This window comes from Rhodanobacter soli (assembly GCF_040548735.1).
GTDB classification, from domain to species: Bacteria; Pseudomonadota; Gammaproteobacteria; order Xanthomonadales; family Rhodanobacteraceae; genus Rhodanobacter; species Rhodanobacter soli_A.
This window is the reverse complement of sequence record NZ_JBEPSD010000004.1, coordinates 104,368-120,510: the sequence shown is the minus strand read 5'-3', so window position 1 is coordinate 120,510 and position 16,143 is coordinate 104,368. Positions and strand designations below refer to the sequence as shown.

The following is a 16,143-nucleotide window of genomic DNA, read 5'->3' as shown; positions in this document are numbered from 1 at the left end:
CGGCTGCGTACGCTTCGACACCTTGATCGACGACAAGGCGCACCTTTCCCGCTGCCCGCTGTGCTCCCTCCCCTGCGACCGAAGGAAGTCCCTTGAGGGACGAGCAGGGGAGGGCCGGGGTGAGGTAGGGCTCCGGATCCCAACAGGCCCGCTCTTTTCCTGGCTGCGCCGTGACCCAGCGAGGAAAGCCAGCTGTGGCGCGGCTTGACCGCACCCACGACCGGGCAAAAACCCCTCCCCATACGCCCACGAATGCTGCGCCGTACCTTGCAGCGCAACATGCCTGCCTGTTATCAAGCGCGGTCTTGTTCGGTCGTTTGTGTGCCCGTGGATCCTTCGAGGACACACCATCAGCCAGGTTTTCCCCTCTCTTCCTCACCCCCGGAGCGAGTCGTGACCATCGCCGCCAAGTTTGAAATCGAATACCTGCAATACCTCGACGCCGAGGGCAAGCAGGTACGTGATGACCTGCCCGAGTTCGCGAAAGACCTCGAGCACATGGTCAAGCTGTACAAGCTGATGCTGTCCACCCGCGTGTTCGACGCCAAGTCGATCGCGTTGCAGCGCACCGGCAAGCTGGGCACCTATGCCAGCTGCCTCGGCCACGAAGCGGCGCACGTGGGCATCGGCAGCGCGATGCGTCCGGAAGACGTGTATGCGCCGAGCTATCGCGAGTACGGCGCGCAGCTGTACCGCGGCGTGCAGCCGCGCGAGGTGTACATGTACTGGGGCGGCGACGAGCGCGGCAACGACTACCAGAAGGAACCGGCGCGGCACGATTTCGCCTGGTCGGTGCCGATCGCCACGCAGTGCCTGCATGCAGCCGGCTCGGCGCTGGCGTTCAAGATCCGCGGCGAGAAGCGCGTGGCGGTGTGCACGATCGGCGACGGCGGTTCGTCCAAGGGCGACTTCTACGGCGCGATCAACATCGCCGGCGCGCAGAACCTGCCGCTGGTCTGCGTGATCGTCAACAACCAGTGGGCGATCTCGGTGCCGCGCAAGATCCAGTCCGGTGCGCCCACGCTGGCGCAGAAGGGCATCGCCGCCGGCCTGTTCTCGATCCAGGTCGACGGCAACGACATCATCGCCGTGCGCAAGGCGATGGAAGATGCGCTGGAACGTGCGCGCAACGGCGAGGGCGGCAGCGTGATCGAAGCGGTGACCTACCGCCTCGGCGACCACACCACCGCCGACGACGCTCGCCGCTATCGCGGCGAGCAGGAAGTGAAGGACGGCTGGGAAAAGGAGCCGATGAAGCGCCTGCGCAACTGGCTGGTCGCCAAGGGCGTGTGGGACGACGCGAAGGAAGAAGCCTGGAAGGCCGAGTGCGACGAGTGGATGGACAACGAGGTGAACGCCTACCTCGAGACCAAGACGCAGCCGGTCTCGGCGATGTTCGACTACATCTTCGCCGAAGTCCCCGCCGATCTCGCCAAGCAGCGCGATTACGTCCTCTCGCTTGAAAACCAGCTCGAATCGAAGAAGGGCCACTGAGTCATGGCACAAATCACTCTCATCGAAGCAGTCACCCAGGCGCTTGCCTATGAAATGGCCCATGACGACAGCGTCGTGGTGCTGGGCGAGGACGTGGGCGTCAACGGCGGCGTGTTCCGCGCCACCCAGGGCCTGCAGGAAAAATTCGGCGAGCTGCGCGTGCTCGACACGCCGCTGGATGAAACCACCATTGCCGGCGTCACCGTCGGCCTCGCCGTGCAGGGCATGAAGCCGGTCGCCGAGGCGCAGTTCGAAGGCTTCATCTACCCGATGATGGAGCAGATCGCCTGCCACGCTGCGCGCATGCGCAATCGCACCCGCGGCCGCCTCACCGTGCCGGCCGTATGGCGTGCGCCGTGGGGCGGCGGCATCCGCGCGCCGGAGCACCATTCCGAGGCAAACGAGCACCTGTTCACCAACATCCCGGGCCTGCGCGTGGTGATGCCGTCGTCGCCCGCACGCGCCTACGGCCTGCTGCTGGCGGCGATCCGCGATCCCGATCCGGTGATGTTCTTCGAACCCAAGCGCATCTACCGCCAGTACAAGGAAGAGGTGCCCGACGACGGCGAGGCGCTGCCGCTGGACGTGTGCTTCGTGCTGCGCGACGGCACCGACGTGACCCTGGTGAGCTGGGGCGCGCAAGTGAAGGAAGCGCTGGAAGCGGCCGATGAACTGGCCAGCCAGGGCATCAGTGCCGAAGTGATCGACGTCGCCACGCTGACCCCGCTGGACTTCGACACGATCGCCGAATCGGTGCAGAAGACCGGCCGCTGCGTGATCGTGCACGAAGCTCCGAAGACCGCCGGTTTCGGCGCCGAAATCGCCGCGCGCCTGGCCGAGGAATGCATGTACGACCTGCTCGCCCCGGTCGAGCGCGTCACCGGTTTCGACACGCACATCCCGCTGTTCCGCCTGGAAATGAAATACCTGCCGAGCGTGGAACGCGTCGTCGACGCGGCCAAGCGCACCCTCGCGGCAAGCTGACGCTCTTGCTCCTCCCCCTGCTTGCAGGGGGAGGTGGGGAGGGGGTAAAGCTCTTGATCTGAAATTCAAACAAGAGCACCCCACCCCAACCCTCCCCTGCACGCAGGGGAGGGAGCCAAACCAACACACATTCTGGAAATCCGCTCATGGCTGATATCAAGACGTTCTACCTCCCCGACCTCGGCGAAGGCCTGCCCGACGCGACCGTCGTCGAGTGGCACGTGAAGGTGGGCGACAGCATCAAGCTCGACGCGCCGCTGTGCTCGATGGAAACCGCCAAGGCCGTGGTCGACGTGCCCTCGCCGTACACCGGCAAGGTCGTCAAGCTGCACGGCGCGCCTGGCGACATCATCGAGACCGGCGCCGCGCTGGCCGATTTCGAGCCCGATCCGAACGCCAAGCAGCGCGCCGAGTCGCAGGAGACCGGCCACCACCACGGCCCGAAGAAGAGCGTCGGCAGCCCGGCGCCCGATGACGGCGGCAAGGTAGTCGCCTCGGACGAAGGCGGCGAAGTGGACCAGACCGTGGCCGTTCGCGAAGACGAAGGCACCGTGGTCGGCGCGATGGTCAGCGGCAGTCACGTGCACGTCGAACAGGCCGCCAGCATCGGCGGCGTCAAGGCCGTGCCGGCCGTGCGTGCGCTGGCGAAGAAGCTCAAGGTCGACCTCGGCCGCGTGCGTCCCACCGGCGCCGACGGCGTGGTCACCATGAAGGACGTCAAGGACGCCGCCGCGAACGGTTCGGCCGCACTCGGCGCCGCGCCTGTGCGCGCGGTTCCCGCCTCGGCCGGCCGCCATCTCGCGCCGGAACTGCCGCAGCCGGAGGCACAGCGCGGCCCCGTCTCGCTCGCCGGCAAGCCAGTACGCACCGCGCCGCCGTCACAGCAGGCCAGCGGCCAGCCGGAACAGCTGAAGGGTGTGCGTCGCAACATGGCGCGCGTGATGGCCGATGCGCACGCCCAGGTCGTGCCGACCACCCTGGTCGATGACGCCGACCTGCATGCCTGGATCGGCAAGCAGGACATCACTGCGCGCCTGATCCGCGCGATCGTGTCCGCCTGCAAGGCGGTGCCGGCGCTGAACGCCTGGTTCGACGGCAAGAACCTCAGCCGCACCCTGCATCCGCATGTGGACATCGGCATCGCGGTCGACACCGACGACGGCCTGTTCGTGCCGGCGCTGCGCAACGCCGACGTGCTCGACGCCGCCGGCGTGCGTGCCGCGATCAAGCGCCTGCGCACGCAGGTCGAGGACCGCACGATCCCGGCCTCGGAACTGTCCGGCTACACCATCAGCCTGTCCAACTTCGGCATGTTCGCCGGCCGCTACGCGACGCCCGTCGTCGTGCCGCCGACCGTCGCCATCGTCGGCGCCGGCAAGCTCAGCCACGACGTGGTCGCGGTGATCGGCGGCATCGAAGTGCACCGCCGCATGCCGCTGTCGCTGACCTTCGACCACCGCGCCGCCACCGGCGGCGAAGCCGCAAGGTTCCTCAAGGCGATGCTGGACGACCTGGCCCTGCCGAACTGATCGGGCTGCAACCGCAGAAACAGACAGGGCGCCCGAGGGCGCCCTATCTGTTTCTGCCACTCGTCAATAGTCGCGCACGTCCAGCAGCATGAAACAGCGGGCGCTGTAGTCGCCGCTGTGCGGCCACGGGGCGGCGGTCAATGCCAGCGTCCCCGCCGTCCACAACTCGTTGTCGAGCAGCGCCTCGCAGCGCGAATCGCCCTTGGCGCCATGGCTGTGCACCAGCCGCAGCCAGTGCAACTCGGGGCTGAGCGCCTCGCGTTTCAACGCGGCCTCGATCGACGCCAGCGCCTCGGCCGGCATGCTTGCAGCGTCCGCACCACGCGCGCTGAACGGGCCGATGAACACGTCCCACGTGCGCACGCCGATATCCCACGCGGCGATCCGCATCTTGCGGTCGTCGGTGACGTACCAGCAGGCGGCCAGCAGCGGGGGGAACACATCCCGCTCGAACGTGTGCAGCGCATCGCGGCAGCCGGCGTCGCCGCCGCCGATGCCGGCGAAGCTCTCTTCGATGTAGCGTTCCTCGCTCAGCACCACGTCGACGTCGAGCCGACCGGGTTCGCCGGGTGCACCCTCATGCCAGGCGGCGCGGATCGCCGGGAAGTCGCCGTCGGTGACCAGCCAGCCGTCCTCGTCCGCCTCCAGTTCGACATCGTGCCGCTCGAACAGCCGCAGCAGGTATTTCTGTAGCGCCGCACTGTCCATCGTCATTCCCGGTGGTTCACGTTGATCGTCGAGGGCAATTCGCGCCAGGTCAGGTATACGCGCAGATCGAACTCCCGCTGATGGTAGTCCGGCAGCATGTACTGGCACAGCTGGTAGAACGCCTTGTTGTGATCGATTTCCTTCAGGTGCGCCAGTTCGTGCACCACGATCATCTGCAGGAACTCCGGCGCGGCGGCCTTGAACAGGCTGGCCACGCGGATTTCCTTCTTCGCCTTGAGCTTGCCGCCCTGCACGCGCGAGATCGCGGTGTGCAGGCCCAGCGCATTGCGCAACACGTCGAGCTTGCTGTCGTACAGTACCTTGTCGATGGCCGGTGCGTTCTTCAGGTGCTGCTGCTTCAGCGACGCCACATAGGCGTACAGCGCCCTGTCGCTCTGCACCTCATGGCGACCCGGATAACGCTTCGCCAGGTGCTCGCCCAGGCGCTCCTGCGCGATCAGTTCGCGCACCTTGTCCTGCAAGGTGGCGGGGTAGGCCTGGAGATATTTGAGCGCGATCATGCAGCGTATTCTCGCACTGTGCCGCTTCACGCGTTTCGACAACCCGACGGAGGCATCCCATGCATCACAGCCGACTCTGCGCCATCGTCATCGACTGCCACGTCGACGAGCTCGCACCCGTCGCCGATTTCTGGAGCCAGGCGCTGGGCAAGCCGATCGCCCGCGTCGACCAGGACGGCGACGGCAAGTACGCGGAACTGCAGACCGCTGCGGACGAACCGATCATCCTGCTGCAGAAGGTGGACCATGCCAGCCGCGTGCATCTGGACATCGAGACCGACGACCTCGACGCCGAGGTGGCGCGGCTGGAGCAGCTCGGGGCACGTCGCATCGCGTTCGTGCGCGGGCGCTGGTGGGTGCTGGAAGCGCCCAGCGGGCATCGTTTCTGCGTGGTGCAGCCGCAGCGCAAGGCATTCGGGCCGCACCTCAACACCTGGGACTGAAAGCCGGGCGTCGAACTGGGAGCGTGGGCGGTAGAAACGATCAAGGCGAAAAGTCGCAGACGGCTTTGCAGCCCGGTCGGCTTCTACCGCCACGCTCCTAGATGTCGAAGCGATAGCTCAGCTTCACCAACAGCTGCTCGTCGTCGCGCAGCGCGAGGCTGCGGCCGAACACGTCGCCGGTATCGCGCGCCTGATCGTCCATCGCGTAGCCGCCACGGCCGTAGACCACGTACAGGTACGACAGCGGCGCCAGCTCGTAGCGGTAGCGGATCTGCAGGCCGAGATTGCGCACGCTGAAGTCGTCGACCGGCTCGTTGCTGGCCACCGCGCGACCATTGCCGCCCACGCGGTAGGCGCCACGCAGGCGCGCATCCAGGCCGATCGCTTGCAGCTTCACGCGCAGCTCCTGGCGGTTGCCGATGCTCCAGTCGAAACCGGCGTCCAGCTGGAGCGTGTGCTCGTCGTAGCGGCCGATCAGATTGTCGTGCTGCCACACCAGCCAATCCGGCGTGTGCTCGTAGTACGGCCCCGCGTACACGCTGAATGCGTCGCTGACGAAATAGGTCGGGATGAATTTGACGTTGTAGCCGAGCTGCCGATTGCCGCCCAGTCCACCACTGAGGACTTCCGCATCCAGCTTGAACGCCCAGTCGCCGTGGCGCGGGCTGATGCGTTCGTAGGCCAGGTCCACCGATGGCGGCAGGAACAGCGCGCCGTTGCCGCGGGTGAGCAGATCGTCCCAGCCCGCGCTGTTGACGTTGAGCTGCACGATTTCGTTGGCGCCGTTGCGCAGGTCGCTGTTGCGGCTGATGCGCAGCTGGCGGCGCAGTCGCAGGCCATGGTCGTTGTCCAGCCCGTCGATGCGGAAGCGCCACTCGTGCGAACTGTAGGCGGAATCGGCCGACAGCGCAGTATTGCGCTTGCGTACTTCCCAGTGGCCGTAGTTGAAATTGTTGCGCTCCAGGTAGCCGAAGTCGTTGACCTGCAGCTGGTCGCCGAAATGCATGCCCAGCCACTGCTGGCGCCAGCCATCGCCCATCTCGAGATCGGCGATGAAGGTGCCGCCGGTATCGCGCGTGTGCGTGCCCGACTGCAGGATGTCGCTGCCGACCACGTTGGTGGCGATGGTCAGCTGCGGCGTGGGCCGCCAGTGATGGTCCACGCCAAGCACGGTGGCCTCGCGATCCAGCCACGGGCGGTCGACCCGGGTCAGCAGCATGCCCAGGCTCTGGTCGCCGAAATCGTGGGTCACCCGCGCGGCGCCGAAGAAACGCCCTGCCTCGCCGTCCTCGTCGGCGGCGAGCACGCCGTAGCTGGTGGTGCCGAAGCTGCCGTTGAGCTTCACCGCTGCGTTGATATCGGCCGCGCCGCGGCCGTCGTCGGACGACCCGCCGACACGCCGCGTATAGACCAGCTGGCTGTAGTCATCGAGCAGGCTGAAGTCGAAGATGCCCTGGTTCTCGGTGAAGAACGGCCGCTTGTCGCTGACGTAGGTTTCGGTGGCGCTGAAGTTGACCACCAGGTCGTCGCTCTCGACCTGGCCGAAGTCCGGATTCAGCGCCGCGGTGAGCTGGAACTGGCCGTTCGGCTTCCACAGCAGGTCGGCGCCTTCCTGGAAGTGGCTGCGGCCGCGCACGTTGTCGTACAGGCCGGACACGTACGGCGTCACCGCCAGCAGCGACTGGCTGTACTGCGGCACCTCGACCCGGCTGAATGCAGACAGGAAGCGCGGCAGCGTGAAGCTGGCCACCGGCCACGAGTCGCGCTCGCCGGTCGAACCGGTCACGCGGTCGAGATAGACGCCGATCGTGCGCTTGCCGTCCAGAGCGGTGTGCATCGGCGCGATGTACCACGGGATCAGTATCTCGACCGTCCAGCCCTCGGCATCCTCGCTCACCGCGTGCAGCCAGTTGCCGTCCCAGTCCTTGTTGAACTGGTTCTCGTTGGTGAGCACGGCATCGTTGATGCCGCCGGTCGAGCTGACCACGAAGTCGTAGCCGGTGCGCCCGTCGCCGTTGAAGTCGACCATCAGATTGACCCGGTCGACCTGGTCCTCGAAGTCGCGCTGCACGCGCTGCCGCGTGCGCGGCACGTCGGCCGGCTGGTCGCAGCGGAACGCCACGGCCAGGCCCTTCGGGGTGGCCAGGATCCAGGCTTCGGTATGCAGCGAGCCCGGCTTGCCGGTAAGCGGCTGGGTCTGCCGGAAATCGGCGATATGCTGCGCGCCCTTCCACTCGTCCGCGCCGATGTGGCCGTCGATATCGACGGCCAGTGCGGGCGCCGACAGCGCCGCCAGGGTAATGAACAACAGGCATGCCATGCGCATGTTGAAAAACTTCCACGGGGATGCGGCACAGGATTGCGCCATGGGGGCGATGGATTCGCCACATCGGATAGATGCGCAGCTTGCCGTTTGCGTTTAGCTGCCTCGACCGCCATAAGTCACACCATGACTTGTGGCAGGCAGCTGCCCGTCCGGTGCGGGCATGGCGCCTTCGCGCCCGATCAGGATCGCCGGCGGCGGCCCCAGAGCGCATGGCGCAGCAGCATCGCCAGCACCAGCACCGCGGTGAACGCGCCGTAGCCGTACAACGCCGGCAGCACCTGCTGCCAGATCGCGCCGCTGGCGCGACCGAAGCCGTCGACCGTGGGCAGTTCGACCATGTCGAAGCCGAGCACCGCGCACTGCACCGCGGCGATCAGCGCCAGCAGCAGGGCGGTGAAATCGAAAACGCGCCGGCCGGACGTGCGCGGCAGGCTTTTCGGGTACGCCCAATAGCCCCAGCACAGGATCAGCAGCCACGGCGCAAGCAGCAGGACGGCGAGGTAACGCATCGGTCGATCACCCGGAAAGTTTGGCGCCGCGCATCATTCCTGTGCGGCAAGTTGATCCAGCGCTTCACGCAGCCGCGCCAGCATGTCGTCACGAGCCTGCTCGTCGCGACAGTCAGGCGTACTGGCGACCGCCGCGCCGTCCAGTTCCAGGCTCACGCCCAGCGGCCGAATGCGCAGTACGGCCGCGGCGGCGCCCAGCGCCTTGAGTTGCTTCTGCAGCGCACCGGCCGCCTTCGGATCGGCGAACGATTTCGACAGCAGCAACTCCTCGCCTTCCGCGGAAAACAGGCGAAAGCGGAAGTTACCATCGGCATCGCGGAAACTGGCGAAGCGCGGCATTTTGCCCTGCTTCGGCGCGGCCTTCGGCAGATCGGTACGTGCCGGCGCGGTGGCCATCGCGCGCAGCCCCAGCGCTTCGCGCAGCGCGGCGACCTTGGGCGCGGCGATCGCGCGCGCCTTCCGCGCTCCCTGCTGCAGGATCGCCTCGATCGCGGCCGGGTCGGCCATCAGCGCTTCGTAGCGCTCGCGCATGGGCGCCACGTCCGCCTCGATCCGCTCGTACAGCACCTGCTTCGCCTCGCCCCAGCCGATGCCGTCCAGCAAGGCCTGGCGGAACGCCGCGGTCTCGGTCTCGCTGGCGAACGCGCGGAAGATGGTGAACAGCGCGCAATCGTCCGGATCCTTCGGCTCGCCGGGCAGGCGCGAGTCGGTGACGATGCGCATGATCGTCTCGCGCAATTGCTTCTTGCCGCCGGCGAACAGCGGGATCGTGTTGTCGTAGCTCTTCGACATCTTGCGGCCATCCAGGCCCGGCAGCGTGGCCACCTGCTCCTCAATCAACGCCTCCGGCAGCACGAAGAACTCGCGACCGTGCAAATGGTTGAAGCGCTGGCCGAGATCGCGCGCCATCTCGATGTGCTGGATCTGGTCGCGCCCCACCGGCACCTGGTTCGCGTCGAACGCCAGGATGTCGGCCGCCATCAATACCGGGTACATGTACAGGCCGGCGGTGATGCCGGCGTCGGCGTCCTCGCCCGCCGCGGTATTCTTGTCCACCGCGGCCTTGTACGCATGCGCGCGGTTGAGCATGCCCTTCGAGGCGATGCAGGTGAGGAACCAGGTCAGCTCGGGGATTTCCGGGATGTCCGACTGGCGGTAGAACGTGACCCGCTGCGGGTCGAGTCCGGCGGCCAGCCACGTTGCGGCGATCTCCAGCCGCGAACGCTCGATGCGCGCCGCGTCGTCGCTCTTGATCAGCGCGTGGTAGTCGGCCATGAAATAGAACGCATCCACGTCGTCGCGCCGGCTGGCCTCGACGGCCGGGCGGATCGCGCCCACGTAATTGCCCAGGTGCGGGGTACCGGTGGTGGTGATGCCGGTGAGGACTCGGGTATTCATGCTGCGTCGCGCAAGGAAAACGCCAGTCTACGACATCCGGCAAAACAGCTCGACCGACCGGTCCGCCGTCCACCACGCTCGGCGTTGTCCCTTGCCAAAAAAATCACATGGGCCAGTCCAGATTCTGCCGACCCTGACCATGGCAAGGAGATCCAGCTGATGAGCGGCAAGTTCACCGTGTTTGCCGGCAAGAACGGCCAGACCTATTTCAACCTCAAGGCCGGCAACGGCGAGATCATCCTCAAGAGCGAGGGGTACAGGGACAAGGCCAGCGCGCACAACGGCATCGAGTCGGTGCGCAAGAACGCGCCGGATGCGGCGCGCTACGAGAAAAAGACGTCGGCCAGCGGCAAGCTCCACTTCAACCTGAAGGCCGCCAACCACCAGGTCATCGGCAGCAGTGAGATGTACGACAGCGAGAGCTCGCGCGACGCCGGCATCGCTTCGGTGATGGCAAACGCGCCGGACGCCAAGCTCGGCGAGGAATGAGCGCTTCGGCGCGATCCTGTCGGGTCGCGCCGAAAATCCGTCGACCCGCCTCAGCGGATCAGTGTGGACTTGCCGAACAGCGACTCGACCAGATCCACCGCCAGCCTGGCCGTCTGGTTGCGCTTGTCGAACGCCGGGTTCAGCTCGACGATGTCCAGCGACGCCACGCGTCCCGTATCGGCGAGCATCTCCATGCACAGCTGCGCCTCGCGGTAATTCGGCCCGCCGCGCACGGTGGTGCCCACGCCGGGCGCGATGCTTGGGTCGAGGAAGTCGACGTCGAAGCTCACGTGCAGGTGCGTGTTCTCGTCGATACCGGCCAGCGCCTCTTCCATCACGCGCTTCATGCCGACCTCGTCGATATGGCGCATGTCGTGCACCTGCATGTTGGCTCCGCGCACCAGCCGCTTCTCGTCCTCGTCGACCGAGCGGATGCCGATGTAACGGAACACGTCCGGCGTGGTCGCCGGCGTGCTGCCACTCAGATCGGTGAGCCCGGCCGGGCCGACGCCGCACAGGCAGGCCACCGGCATGCCGTGGATGTTCCCGGTGGGCGTGGCCTGCGCCGTGTTGAAATCGGTATGCGCATCCAGCCACAGCACGCGCAGCTGCTTGCCTTCATCGTGGCAATGGCGGGCCACCGCCGAAATCGAGCCGATCGCCAGGCAGTGGTCGCCGCCGAGCATGATCGGCAGGCGCCCGGCCTGAAGTTCCTGGTGAACGGCCGTATAGACGGCCGTATTCCACGCCACCACCTCATCCAGATGGCGATAGCCATGCTCGGGCGGCAGCCACGGATTGAGGGGGCCCTGCAGATTGCCGCGATCGATCACTTTCAGCCCGCGGCGCTGCAGCTTTTCCGCCAGGTTGGCCACCCGCAGCGCCTCCGGTCCCATCGCGGCACCGCGGTGGCCCGCACCGATGTCGGTCGGCACGCCGATCAATGAAATGGTCTGTTTGCCCATGATCCGTGTTTACCTGCCATGCGTCGCGGCGGCGCCAGGCCTGGGCCATCGCTCACCGTCGATGTCGGTACGGCGACTGGTGGAGGGTGGCGCCTTGCCACCCTCCCGAGTGCGTCGCGAATGGCCTGAAGTTTACCGCAACGGTCCAGCCGACGCCGGAACCGCGGCCGGCAGCTTCGGCAAACGCCGATCATCGAAGATCGGCGCCAGCGGTTCCCGCTCAGTGCTTCTGCCGGCTCGCGGTGTAGTCGCAGCTGCCCGTGCGCTCGCCCGCATAGGTCATGTCCATGAGGACGCTCTGGCCACCCATGCTGCTGTTCGCGTGAACGCTGCCCTTGATATTGCCGTTGGGCAGCAACTCGAAGCGCGCGTCGCCGGTCATCTTCGGCGGATCGCCGCCGCAGACCAGGTGGTAACTGACGACATCGCCCACCTGCTGGTAATGGCTGACGGTGCAGTCCTGCTGCTGTTGCAGCATGGCGCGCATGTCATGGCTCTTGGAGGTACACACGTCCTGCGTGGTCGTGCGTGCAGGCATGTCCCCCGCACCCGGTACCTGCATCTTCATGGTGACGCTCATCTTCATCATGTTGCCGGAGTCCGACTGCGCCGAGGCCGTCGTGGCCAGCAGCGCGAACGCGCACAGGCAGCAGATGCGCATCATGGATGGCATGGACATGGGTGTTCTCCGGCTTGATTCGAACGTGATACCACCGGATCGATGCACACGACCACGGCGGCCGCATCCACTGCAACCACACTACCCGACCGGAACCGGCACGCCGCTGGCTAGTGGAGTCCTGCCTGGCGACTTCGTGCCAACTCGTCCTCGCGCCGCGATCGCGCACCCGGGTTCCAGGACACCAGATCCCCGGCACCACGGGCCAGCGAAGCTCCGGGCTCAGCGTCCCGAACGACTTTTCCTAACAGCATCCCTGCAAACATCGACACTCCACGCCAGAAGGCGGAATGCACGAGAAGCGTTTGCATGTTGATCACCCTAAGCTGCCCCTGCGCAGCCGTCGGGTTGATCCTAGCAAGCTTTCACGTTACATGCACATCAGCCGTCGGACATCGGCCGATCATCGCGAACCGGTCGGAGGTCACCCGCCGCGGGTCGTTCGTATCGCCTGTGGCTGAGACATACGCAGAGTCAGTTCGCCCGATGCACCACGCACGACCATTGCCCAAGGGTTGCCTCGGACGCGCGGGGTCAGGCAGCGGCACGCTGCGGCGTGACCGGGCTCGTGTAATGCACCAGGGCGATGGTGAATTCCGCACAGACCATCTCGACACTGGCCGTGCAGCCGGAGTTGGCGTGCTTCTCGCGGGCCAGTCCGCGGGCCAGCCGGATCGCATGCGCGAAGCGCAACCCGTCGTACAGCACCGCCTCCCCACTGCAGATGCACCACAGGCCGTGGCTGCTTTCCTTGATCGACAAAACCATGCGCATCGCCGCATCTCCCGGACCGAGAAACCGCCCGGAGCACCTATCCGCGCCCCCTGGTGGCGGATGATCATGTGCTTCCGGTGTTTGCCCAGTCTGCCTAGCGCGCTGTCCCACGTATGTCGGCCTGCGCCTACGACTCGCGTGCGTCGCTGCCCCGGAATGACCCCGGTTTATCCCTTGCATTTCCCCGCCGTCATGCTCAGCCGGCCTGGCAAAGACTCTGCCGCTCCGGGTGCGGTACGCGGCCATACCTGGCGAGGATGACCGCCTCCGAGTATTCGCCGCGATCGGCATCCGCGGCCTGCGCGTAAACCAGCACGCCGTCACGTTGTCCGGCCAGCATCTCACCGCGCGTGCGCGCCAGCTGTTCCATGCCGTGAAGGATGGGCTTGTCCGCGACGAAATCGCCGTCCACCTCGTGAAAGCCCTGCACCACGTAAAGCGTACCCATGATGTGTCCTCACGCGCGCTCGAAGATCCGAGCGTGGACAAACCGAAGTGGACGGATCGCGATGGTCGCGTTAAGACCGGTGTGAAGCGTTCAGCCAAGGCCGTGCGAGTCCGCCTGAAAGGCGACCCCGGGTTTCATGGTGCCGGCAGCAGGAATCGAACCCGCGACCTACTGATTACAAATCAGTTGCTCTACCAACTGAGCTATGCCGGCGAAGGCGGGGGGATTCTAGCAGGCTGCGTCCAGACGCGCGTTCAGAAGCAGCCGGTGCTGTGCGAGTCGATGCCGGCGGTGCGGACGCGGCTGCGCCAGTCGAAGTTGCCGCCGTCGGCGACCACCAGGTCCAGCCAGTATTCGGGCACGCTCTCGCTGCGCTCGCTCATGCGGGCGGGAAAGCCGGCCGCGGTGACTTCGTCGCGGCGCTTGCGCGCATTCGCCGGGTCCTTGAACAGGCCCAGCGAGATCGTGTTGGGCTGCTCGCCGGAGCTGACCACGAAGTAGTCGTCGATGTTGCGCGCCGCAAGCTGCCGCGCCACCGCCAGCGCCTGCGCACGGCTTCCGGCCGCCGGCAGGTAGACCCACCAGCCACTGGTCTGGCTGGCCTGTTCCTGGCGCGAGCGCATCCGCGTGGCCTGCGCGGACAGCGCCTGGCGCGCGTTGCGCAAGTCCTGCGGTGTGGCGAACGGGCCCAGCGCGAGGCAGCTGTAACTGAGATTGCGCGATGGCGTCACCACCGCGGGCGCGGGCGGGGCCGCCGTCGCCGCCGGGCCGGGTTCCGGCAATTCCGACAGCAGGCGCAGTTCTGCCACGCCCGGATCGCTGGGGGTGCCGCCGCGGGCATATGGCTGCCCCAGCAGCAGCCAGGCGCCCACTGCGATATTCAGCGCGGTCAACAGTACGAACAGCAGACGCAGGAACATCGAACCCCCATCAACCGGCAGCGATCATCATTCTAAACGGGATGGCGCCGACGTCATTGCGCGTTGGCCCACACGGCCAGGCCGCGCAGCACGCCGTCCTGGCTCAGCCCGGCCGGCAGCGACAACAGCGGGAGCAGCGGCGCGGCGTCGCCGCCGCCGAGGATCAGCGCGGGCGTCGTGCCGAACCGCGCTGCCGAGCGCGTGGCGAAGCGCTCCACCAGCGCGGCGGCCGCCTGCCAGCAGCCCGAGGCCACCGCATCGGCGGTGTTGTCGGCCAGTTCCACGATCTCACCCGGTCGTTCCGGCCGCACCCGCGCCGTGGCGTCCAGCAGCGACTGCTGCATCAACCGCGGCCCCGGCGCGATCAGGCCGCCAAGGTGCCGGCCATCCGCCGCCAGCGCATCCAGCGTGAGTGCGGTGCCGACGCCAGCCAGCACGCACGGCGCGCGGCCATCGGCATGCGCCGCGACCATCGCCAGGAAACGATCCACGCCCAGCCGCTGCGGCTCGGCATACGCGTTGCGCACGCCGCAGGCATGGGCCGGCGTGCGCAGCCAGGTCGGCGCGCGGGCGAACAGGCGTTCCGCCACGGCCGCCACCTGGGCTTCGCGCGCGGCATCGACGACCGATGCCGCGATCATCTGTTCCGGTCGCGGCAGGCCGGTCCAGGCCGACACCAGCGCGGCTGCAGGATCCTCCTGCCAGTCCACCGCACCGCGCGCCAGCCAGCCATCCGACTGCGCCTGCAGCGCCCATTTCAGCCGCGTATTGCCGAGGTCGAGCAGCAGCCTCATGCGCGGCGTACCGTGACGTCCGCGCTGTCGACCCGGCGCACGCTGCCGTCGGTCATACGCACCTGCAGCGCACCGTGCGCATCCACCCCGGCGCCCACGCCGTCGAACGTGCCCAGTGCACCGCTCAGTTGCAGCGGCTGGTCGCGCAGCAGGTCGCAGCGCGCATAGTCGGCGCCGAACGCGGCGAAGCCGTCGCGCTCGAACTGCCGCAGTCCCTCGACCAGCGCCGCGATCAGTGCCGCCGCGGCGCGGTTGCGATCCGGCGGCGTACCGCCGGCCAAGGTGGCCAGGTCACTCGCTGGCTGGCCGGCCTGTTCGTGCAGCGCCGGCGTCAACCGCAGGTTGAGGCCGATGCCGATGATCGCTGCGCACGGCCCTTGGTATTCGCCGCTCAGCTCGACCAGGATGCCACCCAGCTTGCCGCCCGCCTGCCCGTCGGTGACGGCCAGGACGTCGTTCGGCCACTTCAAGCCGGCCCCGGCGATGCCCAGATTTTCCAGCGCGCGCAGCACGATCACGCCGACGGCCAGCGACAACCCGGTCAATGCAGCAAACCCCGATTCGAAGCGCTTGAGGCAGGACAGATACAGGTTCAGCCCCGGCGGCGACAGCCACTCGCGGCCGCGCCGGCCGCGGCCGGCATGCTGGGTCTCGGCCAGCACGATGCTGAGGTCCGCCGCGCCGGCGCCGCGGCGTTGCAGTTCGCTGGAGGTGGAATCGAGCTCCCAATGCACCTCCAGTGCACCCAGCGAGCGCGCCAGCGGCGCTGGCAGGGCGGCGCGGATCTGCTTCGCGTCCAGCATCTGCAGCGCCCATGGCAGGCGGTACCCGGCCGCACCGCGTGCCTCGATCGGCACGCCGCGGGCACGCAGGGCTTCGACCTGCTTCCAGATCGCCGCGCGGGTCACCCCGGCCTGCGCGGCAAGACCGGCGCCGGACAACGCTTCGCCTCCGGCAAGCAAAGCCAGCAACTGCACCGGCTGCATCAGCGGGTCCCGGACACGGTGGCGGCGACGGGCCGGCGGCAACGGGAAAAAGAATCGTGGGGCGGATTGGACATCGGCGGATTCTAGCCCGGCCGGCCGGCCCTGCGGCATCCGCCACTGGCCCCTGGCGTGACCGCCGCCGGGGTGACAGCACTGGCATGGCACCCATGTTTCTG

The 16,143-nt window shown here is 67.3% G+C and carries 17 protein-coding genes and 1 tRNA gene; 5 read left to right on the top strand and 13 right to left on the bottom strand.

Annotated features, from left to right (window positions below):
* Positions 1-393 precede the first annotated feature (393 nt).
* From pdhA to ABIE04_RS17215, 3 genes are all read left to right on the top strand, one after another.
* A complete protein-coding gene (gene pdhA, locus ABIE04_RS17225) occupies positions 394-1,494 on the top strand; it encodes a pyruvate dehydrogenase (acetyl-transferring) E1 component subunit alpha (RefSeq protein ID WP_354553047.1) in 1,101 nt (366 codons plus the stop codon).
* Between the two features lie 3 nt (positions 1,495-1,497).
* Complete coding sequence (locus ABIE04_RS17220) at positions 1,498-2,478, top strand: alpha-ketoacid dehydrogenase subunit beta (protein ID WP_354553045.1); 981 nt, start codon at positions 1,498-1,500, stop codon at positions 2,476-2,478.
* Positions 2,479-2,624: 146 nt separating this feature from the next.
* Positions 2,625-4,007 (top strand): dihydrolipoamide acetyltransferase family protein, encoded by a 1,383-nt coding sequence (locus ABIE04_RS17215; RefSeq protein ID WP_354553043.1) that lies wholly within the window; start codon positions 2,625-2,627, stop codon positions 4,005-4,007.
* A 63-nt stretch (positions 4,008-4,070) separates the two neighbouring features.
* Here the strand turns inward: ABIE04_RS17215 and ABIE04_RS17210 are convergent, their stop codons facing one another.
* Together ABIE04_RS17210 and ABIE04_RS17205 are read right to left on the bottom strand one after the other, a co-directional pair.
* Positions 4,071-4,715, bottom strand: a complete 645-nt coding sequence (locus tag ABIE04_RS17210) for a DUF6348 family protein (RefSeq protein ID WP_354553103.1) — start codon at positions 4,713-4,715, stop codon at positions 4,071-4,073.
* 2 nt (positions 4,716-4,717) lie between these two features.
* The gene (locus tag ABIE04_RS17205; protein ID WP_354553041.1) at positions 4,718-5,236 is read right to left on the bottom strand and encodes a M48 metallopeptidase family protein; all 519 of its coding nucleotides are present in this window, start codon (positions 5,234-5,236) and stop codon (positions 4,718-4,720) included.
* A gap of 59 nt (positions 5,237-5,295) precedes the next feature.
* Between ABIE04_RS17205 and ABIE04_RS17200 the strand changes: the two genes are divergently transcribed.
* A complete protein-coding gene (locus ABIE04_RS17200) occupies positions 5,296-5,679 on the top strand; it encodes a VOC family protein (protein WP_354553038.1) in 384 nt (127 codons plus the stop codon).
* A 97-nt stretch (positions 5,680-5,776) separates the two neighbouring features.
* Here the strand turns inward: ABIE04_RS17200 and ABIE04_RS17195 are convergent, their stop codons facing one another.
* From ABIE04_RS17195 to ABIE04_RS17185, 3 genes are all read right to left on the bottom strand, one after another.
* Positions 5,777-8,005 (bottom strand): DUF5916 domain-containing protein, encoded by a 2,229-nt coding sequence (locus ABIE04_RS17195; RefSeq protein ID WP_354553036.1) that lies wholly within the window; start codon positions 8,003-8,005, stop codon positions 5,777-5,779.
* A 179-nt stretch (positions 8,006-8,184) separates the two neighbouring features.
* Positions 8,185-8,514: a hypothetical protein gene (locus tag ABIE04_RS17190; RefSeq protein ID WP_354553034.1), complete on the bottom strand. Its 330-nt coding sequence runs from the start codon at positions 8,512-8,514 to the stop codon at positions 8,185-8,187.
* Positions 8,515-8,547: 33 nt separating this feature from the next.
* Positions 8,548-9,912: a tryptophan--tRNA ligase gene (locus tag ABIE04_RS17185; RefSeq protein WP_354553032.1), complete on the bottom strand. Its 1,365-nt coding sequence runs from the start codon at positions 9,910-9,912 to the stop codon at positions 8,548-8,550.
* A gap of 159 nt (positions 9,913-10,071) precedes the next feature.
* Here ABIE04_RS17185 and ABIE04_RS17180 point away from each other — a divergent pair, with 159 nt between their 5' ends.
* A complete protein-coding gene (locus tag ABIE04_RS17180; protein ID WP_354553030.1) occupies positions 10,072-10,401 on the top strand; it encodes a YegP family protein in 330 nt (109 codons plus the stop codon).
* Between the two features lie 50 nt (positions 10,402-10,451).
* Here the strand turns inward: ABIE04_RS17180 and rocF are convergent, their stop codons facing one another.
* From rocF to ABIE04_RS17140, 8 genes are all read right to left on the bottom strand, one after another.
* A complete protein-coding gene (gene rocF, locus ABIE04_RS17175; protein WP_354553028.1) occupies positions 10,452-11,366 on the bottom strand; it encodes an arginase in 915 nt (304 codons plus the stop codon).
* Positions 11,367-11,586: 220 nt separating this feature from the next.
* On the bottom strand, positions 11,587-12,045 hold the full coding sequence (locus ABIE04_RS17170; protein WP_354553026.1) for a DUF3617 domain-containing protein: 459 nt from the start codon (positions 12,043-12,045) through the stop codon (positions 11,587-11,589).
* Between the two features lie 534 nt (positions 12,046-12,579).
* Complete coding sequence (locus ABIE04_RS17165; RefSeq protein WP_354553024.1) at positions 12,580-12,819, bottom strand: hypothetical protein; 240 nt, start codon at positions 12,817-12,819, stop codon at positions 12,580-12,582.
* Between the two features lie 196 nt (positions 12,820-13,015).
* Entirely contained in the window at positions 13,016-13,267 is a 252-nt protein-coding gene (locus ABIE04_RS17160) for a hypothetical protein (RefSeq protein WP_354553021.1), read from the bottom strand.
* 137 nt (positions 13,268-13,404) lie between these two features.
* A tRNA-Thr gene (locus ABIE04_RS17155) sits at positions 13,405-13,480 on the bottom strand.
* A gap of 41 nt (positions 13,481-13,521) precedes the next feature.
* Positions 13,522-14,187 carry an SPOR domain-containing protein gene (locus tag ABIE04_RS17150; RefSeq protein WP_354553019.1) on the bottom strand — a complete coding sequence of 222 codons (666 nt, stop codon included), beginning with the start codon at positions 14,185-14,187 and terminating at the stop codon, positions 13,522-13,524.
* A 53-nt stretch (positions 14,188-14,240) separates the two neighbouring features.
* Entirely contained in the window at positions 14,241-14,981 is a 741-nt protein-coding gene (locus tag ABIE04_RS17145) for a type III pantothenate kinase (protein WP_354553017.1), read from the bottom strand.
* Positions 14,978-15,967, bottom strand: coding sequence for a biotin--[acetyl-CoA-carboxylase] ligase (locus ABIE04_RS17140; protein ID WP_354553015.1), 990 nt, complete (start codon positions 15,965-15,967; stop codon positions 14,978-14,980). Before ABIE04_RS17140 ends, ABIE04_RS17145 begins: the two co-directional genes overlap by 4 nt.
* Positions 15,968-16,143: the final 176 nt, after the last annotated feature.

Excerpts from the sequence above, each read along its gene's own strand:
- ABIE04_RS17195 (WP_354553036.1), bottom strand. The coding sequence starts at position 8,005 with ATGCGCATGGCATGCCTGTTGTTCATTACCCTGGCGGCGCTGTCGGCG.
- ABIE04_RS17220 (WP_354553045.1), top strand. The coding sequence starts at position 1,498 with ATGGCACAAATCACTCTCATCGAAGCAGTCACCCAGGCGCTTGCCTAT.
- ABIE04_RS17185 (WP_354553032.1), bottom strand. The coding sequence starts at position 9,912 with ATGAATACCCGAGTCCTCACCGGCATCACCACCACCGGTACCCCGCAC.
- ABIE04_RS17140 (WP_354553015.1), bottom strand. The coding sequence starts at position 15,967 with ATGCAGCCGGTGCAGTTGCTGGCTTTGCTTGCCGGAGGCGAAGCGTTG.
- ABIE04_RS17165 (WP_354553024.1), bottom strand. The coding sequence starts at position 12,819 with ATGCGCATGGTTTTGTCGATCAAGGAAAGCAGCCACGGCCTGTGGTGC.
- rocF (WP_354553028.1), bottom strand. The coding sequence starts at position 11,366 with ATGGGCAAACAGACCATTTCATTGATCGGCGTGCCGACCGACATCGGT.
- ABIE04_RS17205 (WP_354553041.1), bottom strand. The coding sequence starts at position 5,236 with ATGATCGCGCTCAAATATCTCCAGGCCTACCCCGCCACCTTGCAGGAC.
- ABIE04_RS17215 (WP_354553043.1), top strand. The coding sequence starts at position 2,625 with ATGGCTGATATCAAGACGTTCTACCTCCCCGACCTCGGCGAAGGCCTG.
- ABIE04_RS17200 (WP_354553038.1), top strand. The coding sequence starts at position 5,296 with ATGCATCACAGCCGACTCTGCGCCATCGTCATCGACTGCCACGTCGAC.
- ABIE04_RS17180 (WP_354553030.1), top strand. The coding sequence starts at position 10,072 with ATGAGCGGCAAGTTCACCGTGTTTGCCGGCAAGAACGGCCAGACCTAT.
- ABIE04_RS17145 (WP_354553017.1), bottom strand. The coding sequence starts at position 14,981 with ATGAGGCTGCTGCTCGACCTCGGCAATACGCGGCTGAAATGGGCGCTG.
- ABIE04_RS17190 (WP_354553034.1), bottom strand. The coding sequence starts at position 8,514 with ATGCGTTACCTCGCCGTCCTGCTGCTTGCGCCGTGGCTGCTGATCCTG.
- ABIE04_RS17210 (WP_354553103.1), bottom strand. The coding sequence starts at position 4,715 with ATGGACAGTGCGGCGCTACAGAAATACCTGCTGCGGCTGTTCGAGCGG.
- ABIE04_RS17160 (WP_354553021.1), bottom strand. The coding sequence starts at position 13,267 with ATGGGTACGCTTTACGTGGTGCAGGGCTTTCACGAGGTGGACGGCGAT.
- ABIE04_RS17170 (WP_354553026.1), bottom strand. The coding sequence starts at position 12,045 with ATGTCCATGCCATCCATGATGCGCATCTGCTGCCTGTGCGCGTTCGCG.
- ABIE04_RS17150 (WP_354553019.1), bottom strand. The coding sequence starts at position 14,187 with ATGTTCCTGCGTCTGCTGTTCGTACTGTTGACCGCGCTGAATATCGCA.